Source organism: Erythrobacter sp. SN021 (assembly GCF_021864455.1).
In genome coordinates this window covers 42,834-62,353 of record NZ_JAKKUW010000003.1, presented here as the reverse complement: position 1 = coordinate 62,353, position 19,520 = coordinate 42,834, and the positions used below count along the sequence as shown (strand labels likewise).

At 57.9% G+C, this 19,520-nt stretch carries 18 protein-coding genes; 3 read left to right on the top strand and 15 right to left on the bottom strand.

The genetic code is table 11. The features are described from left to right. Nucleotides 1-201: 201 nt before the first annotated feature. Entirely contained in the window at nucleotides 202-597 is a 396-nt protein-coding gene (locus tag L5849_RS07885) for a hypothetical protein (RefSeq protein ID WP_236925134.1), read from the bottom strand. Between the two features lie 24 nt (nucleotides 598-621). Beyond that, nucleotides 622-1,884 (bottom strand): aminotransferase class V-fold PLP-dependent enzyme, encoded by a 1,263-nt coding sequence (locus tag L5849_RS07880; RefSeq protein WP_236925133.1) that lies wholly within the window; start codon nucleotides 1,882-1,884, stop codon nucleotides 622-624. Nucleotides 1,885-2,030: 146 nt separating this feature from the next. Between L5849_RS07880 and L5849_RS07875 the strand changes: the two genes are divergently transcribed. Next, nucleotides 2,031-2,657: a TetR/AcrR family transcriptional regulator gene (locus tag L5849_RS07875; protein WP_236925132.1), complete on the top strand. Its 627-nt coding sequence runs from the start codon at nucleotides 2,031-2,033 to the stop codon at nucleotides 2,655-2,657. 90 nt (nucleotides 2,658-2,747) lie between these two features. Here L5849_RS07875 and L5849_RS07870 read toward each other — a convergent pair whose 3' ends face one another. Next, the gene (locus L5849_RS07870; protein ID WP_236925131.1) at nucleotides 2,748-5,075 is read right to left on the bottom strand and encodes a TonB-dependent receptor; all 2,328 of its coding nucleotides are present in this window, start codon (nucleotides 5,073-5,075) and stop codon (nucleotides 2,748-2,750) included. A gap of 217 nt (nucleotides 5,076-5,292) precedes the next feature. Between L5849_RS07870 and L5849_RS07865 the strand changes: the two genes are divergently transcribed. Further along, nucleotides 5,293-5,790 (top strand): TetR/AcrR family transcriptional regulator, encoded by a 498-nt coding sequence (locus tag L5849_RS07865; protein ID WP_236925130.1) that lies wholly within the window; start codon nucleotides 5,293-5,295, stop codon nucleotides 5,788-5,790. A 109-nt stretch (nucleotides 5,791-5,899) separates the two neighbouring features. On the opposite strand, the gene L5849_RS07860 is transcribed toward L5849_RS07865, so the two are convergent. From L5849_RS07860 to L5849_RS07825, 9 genes are all read right to left on the bottom strand, one after another. Further along, nucleotides 5,900-8,101, bottom strand: a complete 2,202-nt coding sequence (locus tag L5849_RS07860; protein WP_236925129.1) for a N,N-dimethylformamidase beta subunit family domain-containing protein — start codon at nucleotides 8,099-8,101, stop codon at nucleotides 5,900-5,902. 265 nt (nucleotides 8,102-8,366) lie between these two features. Beyond that, entirely contained in the window at nucleotides 8,367-8,543 is a 177-nt protein-coding gene (locus L5849_RS07855) for a hypothetical protein (RefSeq protein ID WP_236925128.1), read from the bottom strand. A gap of 446 nt (nucleotides 8,544-8,989) precedes the next feature. Next, entirely contained in the window at nucleotides 8,990-9,742 is a 753-nt protein-coding gene (locus L5849_RS07850) for a hypothetical protein (RefSeq protein WP_236925127.1), read from the bottom strand. 89 nt (nucleotides 9,743-9,831) lie between these two features. Beyond that, entirely contained in the window at nucleotides 9,832-10,236 is a 405-nt protein-coding gene (locus L5849_RS07845) for a RidA family protein (RefSeq protein ID WP_236925126.1), read from the bottom strand. Between the two features lie 9 nt (nucleotides 10,237-10,245). Then, a complete protein-coding gene (locus tag L5849_RS07840) occupies nucleotides 10,246-10,734 on the bottom strand; it encodes a VOC family protein (protein ID WP_236925125.1) in 489 nt (162 codons plus the stop codon). Between the two features lie 105 nt (nucleotides 10,735-10,839). Further along, nucleotides 10,840-12,192 (bottom strand): NAD(P)/FAD-dependent oxidoreductase, encoded by a 1,353-nt coding sequence (locus L5849_RS16140; RefSeq protein WP_236925124.1) that lies wholly within the window; start codon nucleotides 12,190-12,192, stop codon nucleotides 10,840-10,842. Further along, a complete protein-coding gene (locus L5849_RS16135; RefSeq protein ID WP_368735728.1) occupies nucleotides 12,185-12,454 on the bottom strand; it encodes a (2Fe-2S)-binding protein in 270 nt (89 codons plus the stop codon). Before L5849_RS16135 ends, L5849_RS16140 begins: the two co-directional genes overlap by 8 nt. Beyond that, nucleotides 12,454-13,632, bottom strand: coding sequence for an FAD-binding oxidoreductase (locus L5849_RS07830; protein ID WP_236925123.1), 1,179 nt, complete (start codon nucleotides 13,630-13,632; stop codon nucleotides 12,454-12,456). The genes L5849_RS16135 and L5849_RS07830 overlap by 1 nt, the downstream gene beginning before the upstream one ends. A gap of 6 nt (nucleotides 13,633-13,638) precedes the next feature. Beyond that, nucleotides 13,639-14,559, bottom strand: a complete 921-nt coding sequence (locus tag L5849_RS07825; RefSeq protein WP_236925122.1) for a dihydrodipicolinate synthase family protein — start codon at nucleotides 14,557-14,559, stop codon at nucleotides 13,639-13,641. A 175-nt stretch (nucleotides 14,560-14,734) separates the two neighbouring features. Here L5849_RS07825 and L5849_RS07820 point away from each other — a divergent pair, with 175 nt between their 5' ends. Next, nucleotides 14,735-15,652, top strand: coding sequence for a LysR family transcriptional regulator (locus L5849_RS07820; protein WP_236925121.1), 918 nt, complete (start codon nucleotides 14,735-14,737; stop codon nucleotides 15,650-15,652). Here the strand turns inward: L5849_RS07820 and L5849_RS07815 are convergent. From L5849_RS07815 to L5849_RS07805, 3 genes are read right to left on the bottom strand one after another with little or no spacing between them, the layout of a single operon-like run. Next, entirely contained in the window at nucleotides 15,615-17,078 is a 1,464-nt protein-coding gene (locus L5849_RS07815) for a sodium:solute symporter (RefSeq protein ID WP_236925120.1), read from the bottom strand. The genes L5849_RS07820 and L5849_RS07815 overlap by 38 nt on opposite strands. Before the next feature lie 2 nt (nucleotides 17,079-17,080). Beyond that, nucleotides 17,081-17,302: a DUF3311 domain-containing protein gene (locus tag L5849_RS07810; RefSeq protein ID WP_236925119.1), complete on the bottom strand. Its 222-nt coding sequence runs from the start codon at nucleotides 17,300-17,302 to the stop codon at nucleotides 17,081-17,083. Further along, nucleotides 17,299-19,065 carry a DUF885 family protein gene (locus tag L5849_RS07805; protein WP_236925118.1) on the bottom strand — a complete coding sequence of 589 codons (1,767 nt, stop codon included), beginning with the start codon at nucleotides 19,063-19,065 and terminating at the stop codon, nucleotides 17,299-17,301. Before L5849_RS07805 ends, L5849_RS07810 begins: the two co-directional genes overlap by 4 nt. Nucleotides 19,066-19,520 lie beyond the last annotated feature (455 nt).

The following is a 19,520-nucleotide window of genomic DNA, read 5'->3' as shown; positions in this document are numbered from 1 at the left end:
CAATATAGCGCGTTAATTTTATGAATCCATAAAAAACTGCTGAATCCGTTCCCCCTGAGCACAAATACGCACCGGCCAGGTCGGGATTGCCCAACCTGGCCGGTGAATTTTCGTCGATTGCACGCGCGAAACCGGATGTGTCTCCTTGCCGCGCAAGGGTTCGAGTCCGGTCGTTTCGTCGGGTCGGAGTTCGACGGATGCCTAAAGCTGGTCTGCCAGCCATCCAAACCATATGAAAAGCGTGAAGTCGCCTTTCACGATCAATGTCTTTTCGCGCATTGCGGCAAGCATTACACCGCTGTCCTTCGATCCCTTGATCAGCAGTGCCAGACCTGTCCATGCCGACGCGAAGGAGAATGTGGCAACCCGCTTGCCCTTGTAGCTGACGACATTGCCCTGGCAGGCCGCTTCATGCCAACCACCAGCGGTTCGATAAACGCCCCTCTCGAAATCCAGATAGCGAACGGCCTCACCATTTTGCAGGGCGAATTGAAGTACGAGATTCTTGTCGCGTACGGCGTAGCGAAAATCCCTGTCGCTGCGCATCAGCTTTCCGATCCGGCGGCTGAGCAGCCAGATGACCAGTTTAAACAACATGGGCTTGCCTCCCTCGTCAGGCCTTCACGTGTATCGTGCCAGAGCAGTCGAGGTGATGGTGCCGTCCTTGACCCCGGTAACGACCTCGGCGAGCGTTCTCAGGTAATCGTCGATCACCTCATCCGAGGTGGGCTCCGGGACCAGTTGCAGCATCGGCGGGTTGAAAACCCCGAACGGGAAGTATCCGCGTTCGGACAGACCGCCCATGATTGTCATCATGTCGAGCGTCTCCGACCGGAAGTAGATCATTGTAGAATCGTTCTTGAGACATTTGAGGTCTTCGATTTTCTCGATGCCTTCAACCAGTCGCTCTTTCACCGCCATGCACTGCCGGGCCATCTCGATGTAGCCCTCCTCACCCAGGACGTTCATCACAGCCCAGGCGGTGGCGATCGAGCCGGCGGGGCGGCTGCCCACCATTCCAGCCGTTCTGTACTCGCCGATCGGCCAGTTATCGACCGGGACATAGTGGTAGGTTTCCGCGTCCTTGGAACTGTAGAGGACCGTGGAGCAGGGTTTCGCCGCATAACCGTGTTTGTGAAGATCGGCCGACATCGAGCGGACACCGGGGACGCGAAAGTCGAATGTTGGAATGTCGTAGCCCAGCCGTTCCAGCCACGGGTTGATGTAGCCACCGACGCAGGCATCGACATGCATCCACAGGTTGTGGCGCATCGCGACCGCCGCGATTTCCGTGATCGGATCGATCAGGCCATATGGCCAGCACGGTGCGGATCCCATGATCGCGATCGTATTTTCGGTAACGGCCGCTTCCATCGCGGCAACATCGGCATAGAGATCATCGCCCAGCGCCACGCGTACGATGTTCATGCCCAGAAAGTGACACGCCTTGTCGAAGGCGGCATGCGCCGAATAGGGCGTGATGATTTCCGGTTTGCCAGGCACGGGCCGATTGACCAGAGCCCATTCGCGCGCAGCATGCATTGCGCAAAAAATGCTTTCCGTGCCGCCGGTGGTGATAAAGCCAACGCCGTTTTCCGCACCATTGAGGATTTCCAGCGCCATGCGGAGAACCTCTGCCTCCATCGTACCGCTGCCTTCCATGAAGCCACCCAGCATCGCGTTGCCGTGAGAGAACATGGTGTAGGCTTCATCGCGGATGGTCTGCAGTTCCGGCGTACCCTGATGGCAATAGACGTTCAGGCGCCCTTGGTTCTGGCCGATGTCCCGGTCCTTGAACGCCGCAAGCTGCTGCTTGACCTCGCTCCACTGCGTGCCCCTGGTGGGAAAATAGGCGCGGCTGGTATCTTCGATATGTTGCTTCACAGGAGCCCTCTCTCGTAACTGCAGCGTGGCACGACCGATCATGGTGCAACCTGCTGATCACCATAATATAATATTTAATTACATTAAAGGTCAATGCACTATTTTTTCGGGCTTGGGGATGCCATGCTCGAAACGAAGGAAAAGCGATGACATTGATTGATGCAGATGATTGGGATGAGGAGATCCTGGGGCGCACGCCCTTACAGGACCGCAGCCGACGCCGGGTCGAAAGGATCATGGAATTCAGCCGTAAGGCCATCGAGCGAGACGGTGTTTATGCCCTCAACCTCAATAGCGTTGCCAAGGAGGCGGAGGTCAATGTCGCGACGGTCTATCAGTTCTTTCCCTCGAAGGGTGCGGTCATTGCGCGGCTGGCATTGCGCGAGTTCGACGAGAATTACGATCGCGTCGAGAAAGCGGCTGCGAAATGCGAAAGCGCAGAAGACGTCAGGACCATGTTCGCCGAGGCCTTCGTGACCGCCCACCGCAACAGCGGGGATGCGACTTTCTTACGCGAGTTATGGGCTATGATGGAGGCTGATCGCGATCTGCAAAGGCTGAACCAGAAGGACGATGATCGCCTGGCTCGGCTTTTGACCGAAACCTACATCCGTTTTTCGCCCGACGCCGATGCCGATCAGGTTCGAAACCGGATTCTCTTGCTGCTTGGGATGAGTGCGTTCGCCATCCGCACCGCGCTTACGTTGAGCGAGAACGAGGGCGAAAGGCTCATCGAGGAAGCCAAGCAGCTTATCTACGGGATCCCGCTATAAGAACGGGGCTGCCCCCATACGCCGTCAGCCTGCCCGTTTTCGGCAAGGCATCGGGCGCCGATGGGGCGCAACTGGATTGCCCGATAGCTCCTAGAAATCCATGCGGGCGCGCACACCGAAGGTGCGCGGCGCACCCACGATGATTTGATAGAAACCCAAGTCCGACAGATCGTTGATGTTCGCATTGTATTCGACATCGAACAGGTTCTTCACGAATCCGACGAGCTGCCATCCATGATCCGAACCGATGGCCATCTCGCCATTGACTAGCCAGTAGGAGTCTTGGGCCGCAAGGGGCTGATTCTCCGTCAAGAAAAAATGGTGGTCGGTGTAAGTGAAATTGATGCTCGGTTTCAGGAAAAGCTGTTCTGAAAGATCGGCTTTGTAGGACACAGCACCGCTGAAAGTGATCTCCGGTGTCCGCGGCAGCCTGTTCCCCGCCTGACTGACGCCAGCACTGACGAAATCGACCAGTTCACTTTCGAGGTACCCGAAAGAAAATGTGGCATTTAGATTGTCGAATGGGTTCAGGAACAGCTCGGCCTCTGCCCCGTAGATCTCGGCATTCGCCGCATTGTCGAGAACAGTCGCAGGCACGCCGCCTGTATTAGCCAGAGTAAAGACCTGAAGGTCTGAATAGTCGTAATAGAACGACGTCAGGTTGACGTAGCCGATGTATCCCGGAAGGGACCATTTAGCACCCGCTTCACAAGCGTGGAGCTGCTCCGATCCGAACGGCCCCAATTCTTCGGGCCGTAAGAGGAATCCGCCATTGAAGCCGCCACTCTTAAAGCCTTTCGAATAACTGGCATAAAGGAGCAAATCGGGGTCCGGCCGGTAATTGATCGCGATATTTCCAGAAATATCATCGTCTGAATAGTCGAGATCGACATCATAAAGCGGCAGGGTGAATGCAGTTTCTTCGAAAAGCGCTTCGGAACGTAGTTCCTTTTCCTCTTTCGTATAACGTAGCCCCCCGATTACCGTCAGCTGATCGGTCAGGGCGAATTCCACGCGCCCAAAGATGGCAAGCGATTGCGAATTCTGCAGGTTCTTGTGACGTGAAAAGGATATCGGTGCACCAAGAACCGTACCAAGAGGATCGAAGCCTCCGGGATTGGTCATTGGAGCCAGTGCCGCCACTGTCGAACGCAATTCTCGGAACAGATCGGCCGTCTGGTTCTGACGGATGCGTTCGTCGAGATAATATCCTCCGACAATCCAGTTCAATCGATCGCTTTCGCCTGATAACCGCAATTCCTGTGTGAATGTCTCGGTCTTCGCGCCCACGTTGATGGCCAGAAGCTGCAATGGGCTGCCGTCAGAGTCTTCTGGAAGGAAATTCTGCCCCTCTTCGTAAGAAGTGATCGAAGTCAGGTCGACGTTACCAAGCGCGAACTCGCCCTTGACCGAGAGGCCGTAGACCTCGCGGTCGATTCTTTCTTCGCGGTCGAAATTCCCGCGATATCGTCCGGTCGTGTCGCGATAGCCGAGCGCATCCACACATTGGCCGGCCAATGACTGATCCGTGGAACACGCCACGCCGGTCGCCGGATCGATCGTTTCGTAACGTTCATACTGCGAAAAGGGCGTGTCGTTGATGTCCGCGCGGAACCGCACGAGCAACCGTGCATCGGGCGAGGGCTCCATTTCGAGAAAAGCTCTGAGCGCCCAGAGATCGGTCCCATTGCTGCGCTTACCCGTCAACTCGTTGACGAAGAAACCATCGGCGAAGTGCCTTGCAACGGCGATACGGGCATTCACGCCCTCGGTGATCGGTCCGCCTACGGCACCTTCGATTTCGTAGCCGCCGAATTCCACGATGGAGCCCTGAACATAGCCGTCGAAATAGTCGGCTGGCGGATTGGAAATATAATTGATGGCACCGCCGGTCGTGTTCTTTCCATACAGCGTCCCTTGCGGTCCTCGTAATACCTCGACCCTCTGAAGATCGAAGAGGAGGAAGTTCTGCGAGCTGAATGAACTGAGATAGATGTCGTCGAAATAGAGCCCCACCGGACCGCTGTTATTCAACGAGAAATCGTTAAGTCCGACCCCCCTCAGGAACACGACCGGCTGCGTGCCGGAACCGGCAATAGGATCGATAACGAGATTGGGCACCTGGGAATCGATATCCGTGCTGTCGGTTACGCCCAGGCTTGCAAGAGCCTCGCCACCCAGCGTGGTGATAGCGACACCGATATCCTGAGGGTCCTGCTCGCGCCTTTGCGCTGTCACGACGATGGTATTAGGGTTGTGCGGAGAACCAACGCTATCGGCGTTATCGGCCGATTGCGTGTCGGGTGACTCGACCTGGGCAAGAGCCGGTGAAACCACCAGCACGGATACCATTACCGGTGCAAGAAGGAGGTGCGAGCGAAGTCTCCTTGCTACCCGTACGGCTGACGATTGGTTCATTGATCCTCTCCCTTAGTTATGTTGCGCCATTGTCCTGGTTGGGTTTGCGCGGCACATTCCTACGTCTGCGTGATGCGTGACACGCAAGCCGCCGCTAGGTGGAGCTGCGGCTAGCGAAAAATAAATGACGATTCCTCATGTTTCAAAACATAAGTAAACATCATGTTTTTTGATGTCAAACTTGTTTCTCAGCAGTGCGCCCGCCTATGGGGCGGGGATGACGGAAACCAGGCCACTCCATGTCAGAGCCACGCCCCGACAGAAACGCAGCCGCGAAACATTCGAGCGTATCCTTGAAGCAGCGTCTGAACTGATCCACGAGCGGGGAAGCGATGCGCTCAAGCTGACCGAAGTGGCAGTCAAAGCGGATGTTCCGATCGGTTCGGTATACCGCTACTTTCCCAACAAGCGGGCCATTCTAGCCAAACTGGCCAAGGAATACTTCAAGCAGTTCAACGAGGATCTTTCGACGTCGGCCATGGACGCGACCGACCTCGTCAGCCTCGAGCAATCCATGCGCCGCATGACATGGCGTCTTTTCAGGCGTTTCCAAAACGAGCCGGTTCTGCGCGACGTCTTGTCAGGTTGCGAAGCGGATCGCGATATTGAGGAGATCAACCTGGCGGACAGCCGGGAAAGCGGTGATCGTCTGTATGAGCGTTCGTCGAACTGGGCGGGGAGCCCAGTCCGACAAAGCGCATCGAGTGTTTCATGATGTGCCATCTTTCGGGCAGCGCCTTTCGGATGGCCTTGGCCATCCCGCCAGAGGAATCAGATCTTCTGGTCGAGCGCTTCAACGAGATGGTTCTGGGTCAATTGTTCGACTAGGGAAGCCGGAAGGGCTCCTCATCGGCAAAGCGCCGCAGTACGTTGGTGGAGATTCGCGCAACATTGTTGCCATAGTCGTTATGCGCCAAACTCCCCGCCCAGGCGATCGAGCCGGTTGACCAGACCGCGCCGCCGCTGGCGGTTTCGAAAAACACCATATCGGCCCGGACTTCGGGGTCCTCAATGCCTGGCGGCATGGTTTGCAGCAGTTCCTCCTTAGCCCGAAGCATGAGCGCATTGTGCTTCTCCGAAGAGGCAATCACGATGGCATGAGCAGGCGTGCCGAGCGCGAAATCGGCGCGGTCTATCTCCTCTCCGGCCGCACCGTCGCCATGCGCACCGAAATCGCCAATCACCTCGCTTTCTACACCTTCTAGGATGAAGGCGGCGCGCGGATCCGCAGCAGCTTCGGTCAGGCGGTAGTGGGTGCTTCCCCCGAAACCCTGCGCGGAAAAGCCGACTCCGACCAGGGATTGCGGGGTTCTGCCAAGCCGCCGCCACAGGCCGCCCAGTTCACCGGAGAAGGAATGATAGTATTCGCCGGGCTCTGACAGCCAGGCCCGCGTACCGTCCTCTGCCCTGCGGACTTCGATGCAATCCGTGCCGTTGGGATCGAAGGCGATCCGCCAGTAAAACCCGTTACCCCCCATATACATGAGCCGCCCACCGCGCGCGAGCCAGGCTTCGAGCGCTTCCATCATCGTGGTCGACCAGTATTCCGGGTGGGTGCCCGTCACGATGACCTGATATCCGTCGAGCAGGTCGATGCCCTCGCGATGGAGCGCATCGTCGGTGATTGTGTCGTAAGTCTCCCCGGTCTGTTCCAGCCAGGCGATGATGTCGCCATCGGCTGTGAACGCCCAGTTCGACGCTTTGGGCCGGAAGTTCACGATCGGGCGATGCAGCGATGAATAATGAACGCCGCTCCCATCCGGATGCATGTCGTAAAGACCACCCCCGAATTCGGGATGCGCGCGAAGTAGCGCATCGCCTTCCGTATCTTCTCGCATCTGCGGATAGAGCGCAGCGAACTGCGGTTGGATACAGAAGTTTGCATAGGCGAGATAGGAAGCGGTCGGCGCGAGGAATGCGATCGCAGGCTTCGCCGCATCCAGTTGAGGCAGGATGTAAAATGGCACGTAATCGTCGCTCTCGCTCTGCACGAGCTTCGCAGCATAGAGTCCGCTGGGGAGATCAGCGGGCACTGTCCATCTGGCGAATGGTTTCCACTCGGCGTCCGCGATCGCATTGCTGTGAAAGTGCATGGCGCCATAGTGCGAACTGTCGACCGTCCAGTCATGGACCGTGCCGTCCCATTTGCGGCCGCAGACGGCACGTGTCGGCAAATTGACGATGCGGCAGTGACGCGATGCACCACCTCTATCCTCAGCGACTTGACCCGAGATGTGACTGGCGAAGTCCCAAAGGTGGTTGCAAGGCAACCCGGCGTGCTCACCCGGTGCGGTATTCCAGTAAAGGCCCGCCTCGCTGTCGCGTAGCACGCGATCGAAGAACGCCGGCTGCTCGAGCTTGCCATCAAAGGCATGAGCCGGGCGCCCATCGCGATTGGCGGCGCCAAACCAGCATTCGAGAGGAGACGCGCTCTCATCGCCGCCAGGCGCACTATGAAAATCGTTCCACACATCGCCCAACGGGGCATGGGTATGCAGCATTTCCAGACCGTGTTCCGGTGCAGGGGCCTGCCGAATACTCACCTGACCGCTTGCATCGACATCGATTAGCAGCAGCGTCCAGCGGCGGGGAGAAATGGGCCGGCTTGTCACTGCGGTGTCCCCGCAAACAACCTGCGGTACATTGTTCTCGAGGTATAGTTCGAGCCGGGCGCCGCCTTTGTTCCTGCCAAGTGACATCAGGCACTGGCGGCTATTGACCCATTCATTTTGCCAAACGAACACCGCGAAGTGGATGCCACCGTCTCCAGCAATAGCGCGAACACCATCGGCGGCGGCATAAGAACCGGCGAAGATCGGCTGGTGCGGTATCTCGACTCGTCCAGCCCATTCCGCGGCGATTTCGGTCTCCTCGAAGATACCCCCATCGTCCGGGTCATCGCAGCCAGTCAACCTGACTAGGCTGACGTCGGTCGCTCCGGATCCGTAAGTGGAGGCATGAAAAGCGATTTCGTCACCGCTCCTAACAGAAAGACGGTTCGCATAACCTACGATGGTTTTCGTCATTGCTCGGCACCAACCCCATTGCAAAACATAATATTTAATTACTATAATGGAGTTGGTGGTTTGGCAAGCCGTGTTCACGTCAAGAGCGGGAGCTGCCTGCCGGATGGGCCTTGTGGGCGCGTTTCGGCCCGACGGCCCTCCCGGGTACCGCGATGCATGGCACCACGCCGTCGCAGTGAAGGTTCGGCCTCCTATCATCGATGCAACGGTCCGCCTCGGATTAGTCGCTGGATCTGGTGTTGTCCTTGGGGACGGCTTCAACTGTCTAAGGGATGACAGAGAGTGGCAATTGATCGACGACCACAGCAGGTAGTGTCTGGCGATCCATACCCAGCGCAAGCCAAGGAGCGATGATATCTTGGCCGCGCTTACCCAACTGTTCGGCCGTCATGATCTGCCCGATCACATCTGCAGCGATAATGGCGCTGACTTCACCTCCCATGCCGTGCGCGGGGGGCTCAGTATGATCGCCGTGAGACGCTTCACATCGAGCCAGATTCGCCATGGGAGAATGTTGGAGATGAGAGTTTCAACGGCAATTCCCGGGACGCGCTGCTCGACGGGGAGATCTCGATACGCTCACGGACGCTACCTTCCTGATCGAACGCTGGCATATCCACCACGGCATTGTCCGCCCGCACTCATCGCTCGGATACCAGCCGCCGACCCCACAAACGAAATTTCCTCGTGCTACTATGCTGACTTTCGCTGTACTTCTGTCAGCAGGGCTTCCGGCAGCATCAGATCAAGAGGAAGGATCTAGCGAACGACGCTCGAATATCGGCGCTTGGGACACCGCAAGCACGCCGCCTGGAATATTGTTGTATATCAGATAGTCGTTCTTCTCGATCAAGATCGAGCAGGCTTCTCGACATCCTGGAAATCTAGTCAGCGATCGTCTTTGATGATCCTGAAGGAACGGTTGGGTGCGATGGTCAGGGTGTTACCGTCAAAATGTGCGACGATCTGCTTGTTTGCCGCAATATCCGCATCGGTACCTGTGGCGCTCGCCCAGCGTTCGGCGTTCAGCGCTAATTTGTCGCCAGACCTCGTGAACGTCCCATAACCGCTGACGGCTTCGGTGCTATCGCCGAGCACGAGTATGAAGCGATTGTCGATGAAGGCGAGCCTGCCGTTGTCGAATGTGTAAATCTCGGCTGGGCCTGATGCGATGCGGGTGAAGGTTTGTACGGTACCGCTGCCGAAAACCAGCTTGAGATTATCGTCCGATCTGGTGACCGTGAGTTGATGATCCGTATTTGCGCGGAACGACAATGGCCGTTCCATGCTGCCGGAAATCGAGATGATTTGCTGCGCCTTGAGATCGACGCCCTTTTCCGTCGCCGTATAGGGGCCGGCATGGGCCATCGCTTCCGCTGCGGAATCGGCAGGATCGCCCATCACTGCCTGTTGGAGAAACACTCCACCTTCGAAGAGAAAGACACCGTCGATCGGCAGCGACTGGCCTTGCGATGTGACCAGCCCATCGTAGGCCCAGTAACCTCGGACGGCCTTGAGCTGGTCGATCGACATTTCTGCATTCGTCGCGTCTTCTTCGGTCGGGTAAGTCGCACATGCGCTCAGTGTTGCAGAGAGTACGAGGGTCAATGCGGCCCTGAATTTTATGCGTGCCGTGACCATCTTATCACTCCTTGCATTCGGGCCAATGGCCCCCGTTTTAGACAATGCGCAAGCCGCAGCGAGCGCTGGGAACTGCTGCTGTCACACCGTCAAGAAATCGCGGCAGTCGCTTCGATTTCGATCAGGAAATCGGGAAGCGCCAGCGCCGCAACACCGACAAGGGTATTGGGAGCCGGATCGACCTCCCCGTAGAATTTGGCAATCTCGGGTACGATGATGCCCAGCTTTTCGGGTCTGTGATCAACTACATATGTGCGCAGCCTGACGACATCCGAAGGTGTCGCACCCGCCGCCACAAGCACGGCGCGCAAATTGTCCAGTACCTGTCTGGTTTGTGCCGCTAGATCGTCGGGACCAACGACGTTGTGGTCTGCGTCCCAGGCGACCTGCCCTGCAAGATGGATCGTCTTTCCTCCATCTTGGAGGCTGGCATGGGAGAAACCGTAGGACACGGCATCGTAAAGGCTGTCCGGGTTGATACGCTCCATGGTCATGTTTCGCCCTCAATCCACAATTTCAAGGCTGTGACCGAACGGATCGGTCATATAGACGTTTTTCTTTCCCGCCAGCGGACCGTCCTCGATGAAGATCGTCTCCATCGCGATGCAACCATTCGCCGTCAGGTAGGCGACTGCCCGATCTACGTCGTCAACTTTCAGCCCAAGATGATGACCACCCAGATCGCAGTTGCGGGGAAGGTCAGTGCGTCGGTCGTCGGGTTTGTCGTACTGAACAAGCTGGAACTTCATGTTGTCGGTCAGCTTGAGCATCACGAGCGTCAGTTTTGCGTTGGGCACGTTGACATGCGTTTCCATCCAGTCGCGTCCCTGCTCGTCTTTTGGCATGTCCGCCGCATCGAGAGGACCGAGCCGAAACAGTTCTTGCGCCCCGATCACCTCGCAATAGAAAGCCACGGCCTTTTCAAGATCGCGAACCGTCCACGATATGTGGTCGACCGATAGAAATTTTGGCTTGGAGGGTAATTCGCTCATGGACCGGCCCGCCTCTGTATCGCTTCCGGTTCGAGACTGACGGCGGTGAAGCTTGTTTGCAATCGCGCGAAAGAGACGATTACGTTGCGCTCAGCGCAAAATGGGTCAAGTAGCAAGATCGCCGATCGCAACTGGCCGAGCGGGGAACCGTGCGGTGAAGCCAGGATCGTTTGGATTGTCGAGCAAGCGTAACAATGTCGGTTCGCAATTACGCCCTTGGCACAAGCCCATCCCGCACCGGGTGACGAGCTTCACCGCATTTGCCGATCTGCCATCCAGAACCGGGTCGATCTGCGCTAAGGCGACCTCTTCGCACCTGCACACCAGCGTATCGTCTCGCAAGGCGGGAAAAAACGGTCGCGGATCGGCGATTTCGTCAAGCAGGCGGGCGAAGCGAAGCAAACTCCGATGGTTCGCCCGATGCCTGGACACACGACGTGCCGCTTCGTCCTGGCTGATTGCGCCGAGCTCTGCGGCAATCCCGAACCCCGCGATCTTTCCGCTTGCCATAGCAGCATTCGCCCCGGCGATTCCGGTGGTTTCACCGGCGACGTAAAGGCCCGGTATGCTGGATTGCATCCATTCATCGCAGAGCGTAGCCCAGCCGCCAGCCGGTCCTGCTTTGCGCATCTTGGCAGACATCATACGCGGCAGAGACGATTGGCTTACGAATCCGTAGCACAGGCCAACTGCATCGCAGACGATTTCGCCGCCTGGGTGCTGCGCCGCCGCCACTCTGTCGGTTCCGCAGATCGCTTGGATCGGTGCGTTGTAAAGCACTTTCACGCCATGTCTTCGCAAAGTGGCGAGCGCGCGAATCGCAGGAAAAGCCGCGCTCAACTGGTCAAGCGCGCGCAAGCCATTGCGTATACCGGCCTTAAGCATGGTGCCGCGTGGTTGGGAGAACAGCACGGCTGCCACGCTCCCTCCCGCCTCCACGATTTGCGCGGCGATAAGCAGTTGCAGAGGATGGGTGCCGGCAAGCACAATATGCCCGCCGGGGACAATACGCTGCGCCTTCAAAAGCGCCTGCATTCCCCCCGCCGAATAAACGCCGGGCAGAGTCCAGCCCGGCAAGGGCACCGCCAGATCCTGGCATCCTGCAGCGATCAGAACTCTGGCGGCAGTCACCAATCGCAAGCCATCGGGTGAGCAAAGGGTAAGCGTAAACAGACCGTCGGGCCTGCGGCGAAGACCAATCACCGAATGGCTGCCGATCCAGTTGATACTGGTTTGCGCCTCGAACCGACGCAGCAGTTTTACAAGCGGAGCGTAAGTCCTGTCCTCCATCCAGGCTGGTATTTGGAAGGATCGCGGTGGCTGGCGCAATATCTGGCCGCCGGCGCGTGGCTGTTCGTCGATGACAACGGTCTTGAGCTTCAGATCGTCCAGCGTGAGCGCCGCCGCTTGCCCGGCCGGCCCGCCGCCGATGATCGCGACATCGTAATGGTTAGTCACGGGTCACGTCCATCCCGACCTGGGCGGGTACCAGGCAAGCGCGTACGCGCCGCCCACCTGGAAGCAGGGTGACGGTGCATTCGCCGCATGTCCCCATGTTACAGAACATACCGCGCGCCATACCCTTGGTGTCTCTTCGGAACGCGGGTGACTGCTCTATCATGGCTGCTGCAAGTGTCTCCCCCTCGAAGGCATCGACCCGTTCGCCATCAATGATGATCTGGATACGCCTTCCTCGGTCTATGCCATGATGTAGGCGCATCACTGCCCCATGAAACTGTTAAGATGCGAAAAACGCGAAGGCGCGACGATCTCGAGCTCCCCGCATTTCCTCCCGCTCATCGATTGCGCGATCAGGCGGGCGAAAGTGGGACCAAGCGTGAAGGCGGAACCGCCACCGGCCACCCAGCACCCGGGCATGGCCGGTATTTCGCCGACGATCGGCAATTGATCGGCACTGATCGCGGTGATGCCGGTCCAACTGCGAATAAGACTGATTGTTGCTATCATCGGAGCGACGTCAATGGCCACCCGTAAGTTGTCGCGTAGGGAACTCTCGATAACGGCAGGCGGTCGATACAGTGCAAACCGCCCCTCCGCATCAAGAGCCATGCGCGATGGCCAACCGCCGCCGATAAGCAAGTTGCCCGAGTGAGTCTGCTTCATCGAGAGGCGCCGCCCAACGTGCTGAACCAGGTGCGGAACGGCTTGGGCGACGCGCTCGGTTGCGTTCATCAGCAAACCCACTGGAAACAGCGGAATATGCAGGTTCAGCATGGCGGCCACGTGAGCGCTCCAGGCGCCGCAGGCGATCAAGATCTGACTGGCCGCGAATTGCTCCTCGGCAGTGCTGATGACGTACTTCCGACCTGCCTTTTCGATCGACTGCACCCGGCAGCGCGGGCGCAGGACCGTGCCATCCTTGGCTGCCGCGATGGCAATCGCATGTGTAACCAGACGTGCGTCGGCATGGCCTTCGTCCGGCGAGTAACCGGCAGCGCAAATTGCTTCTGACAGATAAGGCGCGATTTGCCGGGCCTCGTCGCCATCGATCATTCTGGTTTGCAGCCCTTCGGCGTTTTCTCGCGTGATCTTGCGCTCCAGTAAAGCGCATTCTTCCGCCGTTTCGGCAACCATCAGGCCGCCATTCATAGTGATATGCAAATCCGTCGCGAGATCGGCTTCGAGTGAAGACCAGTCGGATATGGCGAGACGGCTCAGTGCTGCGATACGCGCCGCCTGCTCGGCAAGGGCGTCACCGTTCTCAAGGAACCTGCGCTCAAGCTGGAAATGCAGCGACCCGGCGTTCTGGCCGGAAGCGCCCATTCCGAAGTCCCCGGAATCGAGGAGTGTGACCTTGGCTCCTTCGCGGGCAAGATACCATGCCGTGGCGCAGCCGATGAGGCCGCCTCCCACGATAAGAACATCCGATTTTCTCATTGCTCCTTACATACGTCCGATGGCGTTCAGCGTCTCCCTGATTGCGCCGAGATCTTCCTGCGCAAGATCATGCAGTGGTCGGCGGACGTACCCGCCAGGTAGACCCTGAACGTTCAGTGCCGCCTTCAGAATTGCCGGTCCCGATCCGAAAAGGCCGACCAGTTCCGGCGTATACCACTCATCGAGTATCACGCGATCCTTGCGTCCGCAGGCACGCGCGCCATCGACGTCGCCTTGCCACAAGCGGTTGTAGAAATCGGGATGTGCCTTTCCTAACACAGCTCCGGCCCCCATCGTGCCGTCGCCGCCCCGCGCTTCGAGTAGGGCGAGACCGTGCTCATCCATCGAGTGGCCAAACACCCTTACGGTTTCATTGAGGGCAAAGAAGGTTTGCACAAACTTGCGCAAATCGGATGTCGATTGCTTGATCGCGACGACGTTCTCAAGCTGCGCGATCCGCTCTAGCAGGCCGATGTCCATATCGATGCCGGTTCCCGGAGGCCAATTGTAAACGCAAACGGGCAGTGCAGAGCGTGTCGATACGTCGCGATAAAAATCCATAATCTCGTCGTTCGACGGTCGGATATAAGGCGGTGGTGTGACGAGAATTCCCTCGAACCCGCTGCTATCCGCCGCTTGTGAAAAGTCGACGACTTCGTTTGCGGTGAATGCCGTGCAGCCAGCAATCAGCGGAATCCGGCTTTGGAGTGTATCACCTGCAGTCGCGAACAAGGAAACACGTTCCTCGGGAGAAAGGCTGGTCCATTCACCCGTGGTCCCTGCGATCACCAGTCCGTGCATACCCTCTGCCTCGAGCCAGGTCAGCAATTCGCTAAACGCCCGCAAGTTGACCTGCTGGTCTTCATCGAATGGTGTCGTGATCGCGGGGATATACCCCCGCCAAGCAACACGTTCACGCTTGTTCAACCCTCTATCTCCGATTCGACCTTTCCCGGCCCTGATCCCAGGCAGGTACGCTGTTGCGAGAAAGCTCTCCGCACGGCAATAGCAATGAACCGTTACATTTATTGCGTTTTATGCAAAATCCGCAGTGGTCCAACTTGCTCGGAAAGAAGCGCAGGTGCATGAAAAGGGTAATTACATGTGGGATAACGCACTGAATTATTTCTACGAAGCGGCGAAAAGAGGCTCGATGCGGCTCGCCAGCGAGAAAATCGGGGTCGCCGTGTCCTCGATCAGCAGACAGATCAGCCAGCTCGAGCGAACATTCGGGATGAGCCTGATTGAACCCGGACGCCGCTCGATCAAGCTGACCGAGGCTGGAAAGCTCGTTTTCGAATTTCATCGCAAGCAACTGACCGATCGCGAAAGCCTGGTGAACCAGCTGCAGGAGCTTCGCGATGTCAAGACAGGGCGTGTGGTTCTGGGCATCGGAGAAGGTTTCATGGGTGATGCGTTTGCAGGGACGATCGCGCAGTTCCATCGCCAGAATCCCGGCATCGAAATCATCATCGATAGCGGACCCAGCGCACAGATCGTACGAATGGTCCTCGAAGACGACGTCCACATCGGGATGATTCTGCATGTCACGGACGAGCCGAAGGTGCGCACCCGGTTGGCGGTGAAAGAACCGCTCATGGTGCTGTGCGCCCCTGATCATCCGGCTGCCGAACTGCAGTCGGTTTCCCTCAATACGCTCGCCGAATATCAGCTATGCCTGCCTCCGCAGGGCTTTCGTATCCGTGCGATCCTTGCCCAAGCCGAACATCGAGCCCGGATCGCGCTCGAGCCGATGCTGGTGACGACTTCCATCCAGATGATGAGAGATGTCGCAAAGGCGGGCAATGTCGTTACCGTGCTGCCGCGCATTTCGGCTCTGGCCGAGCTCGCTGACGGCAGCCTTGTCGCTCGCCCACTGCTCGATGCCGAACTTGAGGATTCCACGGTTAGTCTCATCCATCGGCTTGGTCGGCAGCTCAATGGTGCCCCGGCGCGGCTCCTTTCCCTGCTGGAAAACAACCTCAAGTCGTGGACATTGCCTGACGCGGAGCGGGAGTGACCGGCGAGACCAGTACGGATACGAGCGCGGCAATCATGGCATTTATCGCCATTGCCACCAGCCCCGTCTCAAACCCAGGCAGAAGCTCGGCCCACATCGGCGCGAACTGCGGTAGCAAGGCGACATAGCCCGCGACGATGCCGGCGAAGATCCCGATTGCATTTGCTCGCTTCCACAAGAACGCGAAATACACCCCGGGCGCAAGCATACCGACCGCAGCATAGGCCGACAGTCCGATGTCCACGAGCGATCGGTTCGCGCCCAGCGTCAGCCATACGGCAATTGCCGCAAAGACCAGCAGCGAGAGGCGTGACGCCAGCAACTCGCCCCGCTCGCCGAGCGTCGGGACGAGCGGCTTGAAGATGTTCCTACTGAACAGCGAACCCGCCGTCAGCAGAAGAACCGATCCCGGAACAAGGGCCAAAAGGCACGCCGTGCCGGCGAACAGTCCGATTGCCCATGCCGGGTAATTCATGGTCACGAATGTAAGCAGCGCCGCATTGGTATCACCACCTGGCGGATCGACTCCAGCCAGCAATGCTGCAAAGCCCAACATGATGATGAAGAAATAAGACAGCGAATAGAGCGGTTGAAGGACCGCATTGCGTCGGATCGTGCGGCGATCCTGTGCGGAATAACAAAGCTGGAAGAGATGTGGCAGAATCCAATTGCCCAACGCAACATTGAGCGCGGCGGTCATTAGCCATGTGCTCGTCAGCCCTGCTTCTGGCTGCAAGCCCGGAAAGCTGCCGATGGTGGGGTGCATGTCCTGAACGCGGGCGTAAATATCAAGCATCGAAGATGCGCCGACCTTGGACGCCGCTGTGGCGCATAGCAGAACAACCACTACCAGCATCAAAATGTCTTTCACGCCAGCGGCAAAGGCGGCGGAGCGCAATCCCGCAACAAAAACGAACGCGATCATCGCAACTGCAGCGACGACTGCTGAAGCAATCGGGGACACTTGCGTACCCAGCGTCAGCCTGAGAATCAGGCTCAATGCCGTGATCTGGATCTGAACATAGACTATCAGGGCAAGAATGCCGGCGGCAGCCACGACGACGCTCAGCCATTTCGCGCGATACCGCTCCTGGAAGAAATCGGCCTGCGTCACGAGATTGTGTTTGCGGCCTTCATCCCAGATGCGCGGCATCAGCCAATATCCGATCACTGCCGAAAGCGAGACCGATGTCAGGGCAAGATAAGCAGGAGCACCGTAAGCCCAGGCATAGCCGGAAATCCCGAGCACTGCGAAAGTAGTGTAAATCTCGCCCGCGTTGAGAAACCAGAATATCAGGATGCCGAAACGCCTGCCGCCGACTGCCCATTCGGTCATCGAAGCGACGCGGGCCTGCCGCTGACTGTAGAGGAGCGCTCCCACGACTGTGCCCAGCACGATCGCAAGCGTAAGGATCTGTACGGTCATGTTCAGTCTAGCTTCTCGTCGTAGGCCTTTTCCGCTCTTTCATCGAGCCGGAAAACCACTGCGATGACGGTCGTTGTGAAAATGATTCCGACAAGCTGCCAGACCATCGGGAACGGTAATGAGAGGGGGCGCCAAGCGATGTCATTGACCAGCGGCGCACCGCCTACCTGCCAAAGGAACGGCAGAAGCAGCAACCAGCGATGCCGATAGTCGCGCGCGGTCACGAGCGGGTCGTCCCGCCGCCGGTCGCGATCCAGTTCGCGACCTTGGTTTCCAGCACATCCATCGGCAAGCACCCGGTTCCGATGACCTGATGATGGTAGTCGCGCACGTCGAACCGTTCGCCCAGGCGCCGAGAAGCACGATCTCGAAGCTCCCGTATCTTCAATTCGCCAACCTTGTAAGCGCAGGCTTGCCCTGGATAGGAGATATACCGGTCGATCTCGACTGAGACGTCGCGCGGCGCCATCGAGGTGTTGGCGAGCATGAACTCTATCGCCTTCTGTCTGCTCCATCGTTTCGCATGAATGCCGGTGTCCACCACCAACCGCACGGCGCGCAGCATAGCCATGTCGTGGTGGCCGAAAAGCTGCATCGGATCTTTGAATAGGCCCAGTTCCGGCCCCAGAGATTCGGCATAAAGACCCCACCCCTCGGTGAACGCCGTGGCCTTGCCCTTCTGTAAAAGTTCGGGAAGTGCATCGTCCTCTTGTGCGAGCGTCGTCTGAAAGTGGTGGCCAGGAATGCCCTCATGCAAGGTAAGCGTCTCAAGCGTCGGGATCGGGCGCGTATCGAGCATCGACATGTTGAAGAACAGGATGCCCGGCGACTTTCCGTCTGGCGGTCCCGTTCGGTAATACCCAGTACCCCGCTGATCGCCCAGCGCGGGTAGCGCCCGCACTTCGAAAGGCGCCTTCGGGCTGTGATGAAACAGCTTGGGAATGTTCGGCCAAATGCGCGCCTCGATCGCTTCGAAGCGATCGATCAACTCCTCCGGAGTCTTGCAGTAGAATTCCGGATTGGTGCGAATGTACTCAAAGAACGCCTTCAGGTCGCCTTCGAAACCGACTGTTTGCCTTACCTGCTCCATTTGCTTGCGGATGCGGGACACTTCCGACAGGCCAAGGTCATGAATTTCGTCGGGAGTTTTGGTGGTCGTGGTGTGCCGGGCAAGTTCCCACGCATAAAGCGCGCTGCCGTCCTTCATGGCCCAGCGCCCCGGTTCCGATGAAGCCCGAGGCAAATATTCGTCTCGCAGAAATGTCCGCCATGATCCGTATGCAGGATAGATCGCATTTTCGATCCTCGCACGATAGAGCTTCTCGAGCTCCTTGCGATCGGCACCGGTGATCGATGCGGGCATCCGTTTTATCGCGAACCAGAACGGACTGTCTTCAATCGGCATCGCCAGCATCGCGTCGACCTGGCCCAGGACATTCTCGATCAGAACGCGCGGCTGGAGATAACCAGCGGTCAGACCCTCGCGCGCCTTGGTCACGACATTCGCCATATAGGCGGCGAACCCATCCATGCGTGCGAGATTCAGCCTATAGTCCGCAAGAGTATCGAAGCGCGCCGATCCTCCGGATATGTAATCCGGAAATTCCACATGCATCCCGAAAGACGCATCGAAGGGGGCAAGGGTCTGGACATCGAACAGCCCCCGATCGAACAGTGTAATCGTCTGATTCAGGTAATAGGCGAACACGTCGTACGCGATGGCTTCGACGGCGCTCAGCGCCGCGCGATCGATCGCTTTGAGAGCTTCGCTTTCTTCGCGCCGAAAGGCAATCAGTCTATTGCGATAGAAGTCAGAGTAGGGATCGACGAAAGCGGGAGCCTTTCCCATCACATGAGCCTGGTCGCTGGATAGCGGGTGGAGCCTTGCGTCACGCGCCGCGCTCAAATCCAGCAGACTGCGCAGGCGGGCGGAGGCATCGCTTGTTTGGGCGAAGGTCATGGTCGGAACGAGCGCACTCGACGCCATCAACCCCATCGCATGCCTTCGGGAAAGGGCAAACTTGCTGTACTGAGGCATTACGCGTCTCTCCCAAATCGCAATGATGCCGCGAATGGTAGCGTGGCTTCCGCGAAGCTCCAGCATGGATTTGGATCGGGGAATTTCGGAAAAATGAGAAAAAACAATCGTTTAAGGATCAAATGGCCACTTACATTGCGTTTAGCGCAACGATTCGTCCGTGTTGCGCACTTTGGACGCATCGATGGAAACCATACCCCCTGTTCGACGGTCTGCTTCCCTCGCCTTCTTGGAAAGGGAGCAAGAGCATCATTGAACTCCACCTGGCTATGAAAACGCTCTGGGCTTCGATAATTGCGGCTGCGCGTTTCCACGCGAATGAACCCATGCGCTAATTTGCGTTGGGCGCAACAAAATCCACTGTTCGATGTCATTGAAACAAATTCGTAACTGACTGAAACTCC

Coding starts and splice junctions, on each gene's coding strand:
- L5849_RS07885 (WP_236925134.1), bottom strand. CDS start 597: ATGTTGTTTAAACTGGTCATCTGGCTGCTCAGCCGCCGGATCGGAAAG.
- L5849_RS07875 (WP_236925132.1), top strand. CDS start 2,031: ATGACATTGATTGATGCAGATGATTGGGATGAGGAGATCCTGGGGCGC.
- L5849_RS07870 (WP_236925131.1), bottom strand. CDS start 5,075: ATGAACCAATCGTCAGCCGTACGGGTAGCAAGGAGACTTCGCTCGCAC.
- L5849_RS07865 (WP_236925130.1), top strand. CDS start 5,293: ATGACGGAAACCAGGCCACTCCATGTCAGAGCCACGCCCCGACAGAAA.
- L5849_RS07860 (WP_236925129.1), bottom strand. CDS start 8,101: ATGACGAAAACCATCGTAGGTTATGCGAACCGTCTTTCTGTTAGGAGC.
- L5849_RS07855 (WP_236925128.1), bottom strand. CDS start 8,543: ATGGGAGGTGAAGTCAGCGCCATTATCGCTGCAGATGTGATCGGGCAG.
- L5849_RS07850 (WP_236925127.1), bottom strand. CDS start 9,742: ATGGTCACGGCACGCATAAAATTCAGGGCCGCATTGACCCTCGTACTC.
- L5849_RS07845 (WP_236925126.1), bottom strand. CDS start 10,236: ATGACCATGGAGCGTATCAACCCGGACAGCCTTTACGATGCCGTGTCC.
- L5849_RS07840 (WP_236925125.1), bottom strand. CDS start 10,734: ATGAGCGAATTACCCTCCAAGCCAAAATTTCTATCGGTCGACCACATA.
- L5849_RS16135 (WP_368735728.1), bottom strand. CDS start 12,454: ATGCGCCTACATCATGGCATAGACCGAGGAAGGCGTATCCAGATCATC.
- L5849_RS07830 (WP_236925123.1), bottom strand. CDS start 13,632: ATGAGAAAATCGGATGTTCTTATCGTGGGAGGCGGCCTCATCGGCTGC.
- L5849_RS07820 (WP_236925121.1), top strand. CDS start 14,735: ATGTGGGATAACGCACTGAATTATTTCTACGAAGCGGCGAAAAGAGGC.
- L5849_RS07815 (WP_236925120.1), bottom strand. CDS start 17,078: ATGACCGTACAGATCCTTACGCTTGCGATCGTGCTGGGCACAGTCGTG.
- L5849_RS07805 (WP_236925118.1), bottom strand. CDS start 19,065: ATGGCGTCGAGTGCGCTCGTTCCGACCATGACCTTCGCCCAAACAAGC.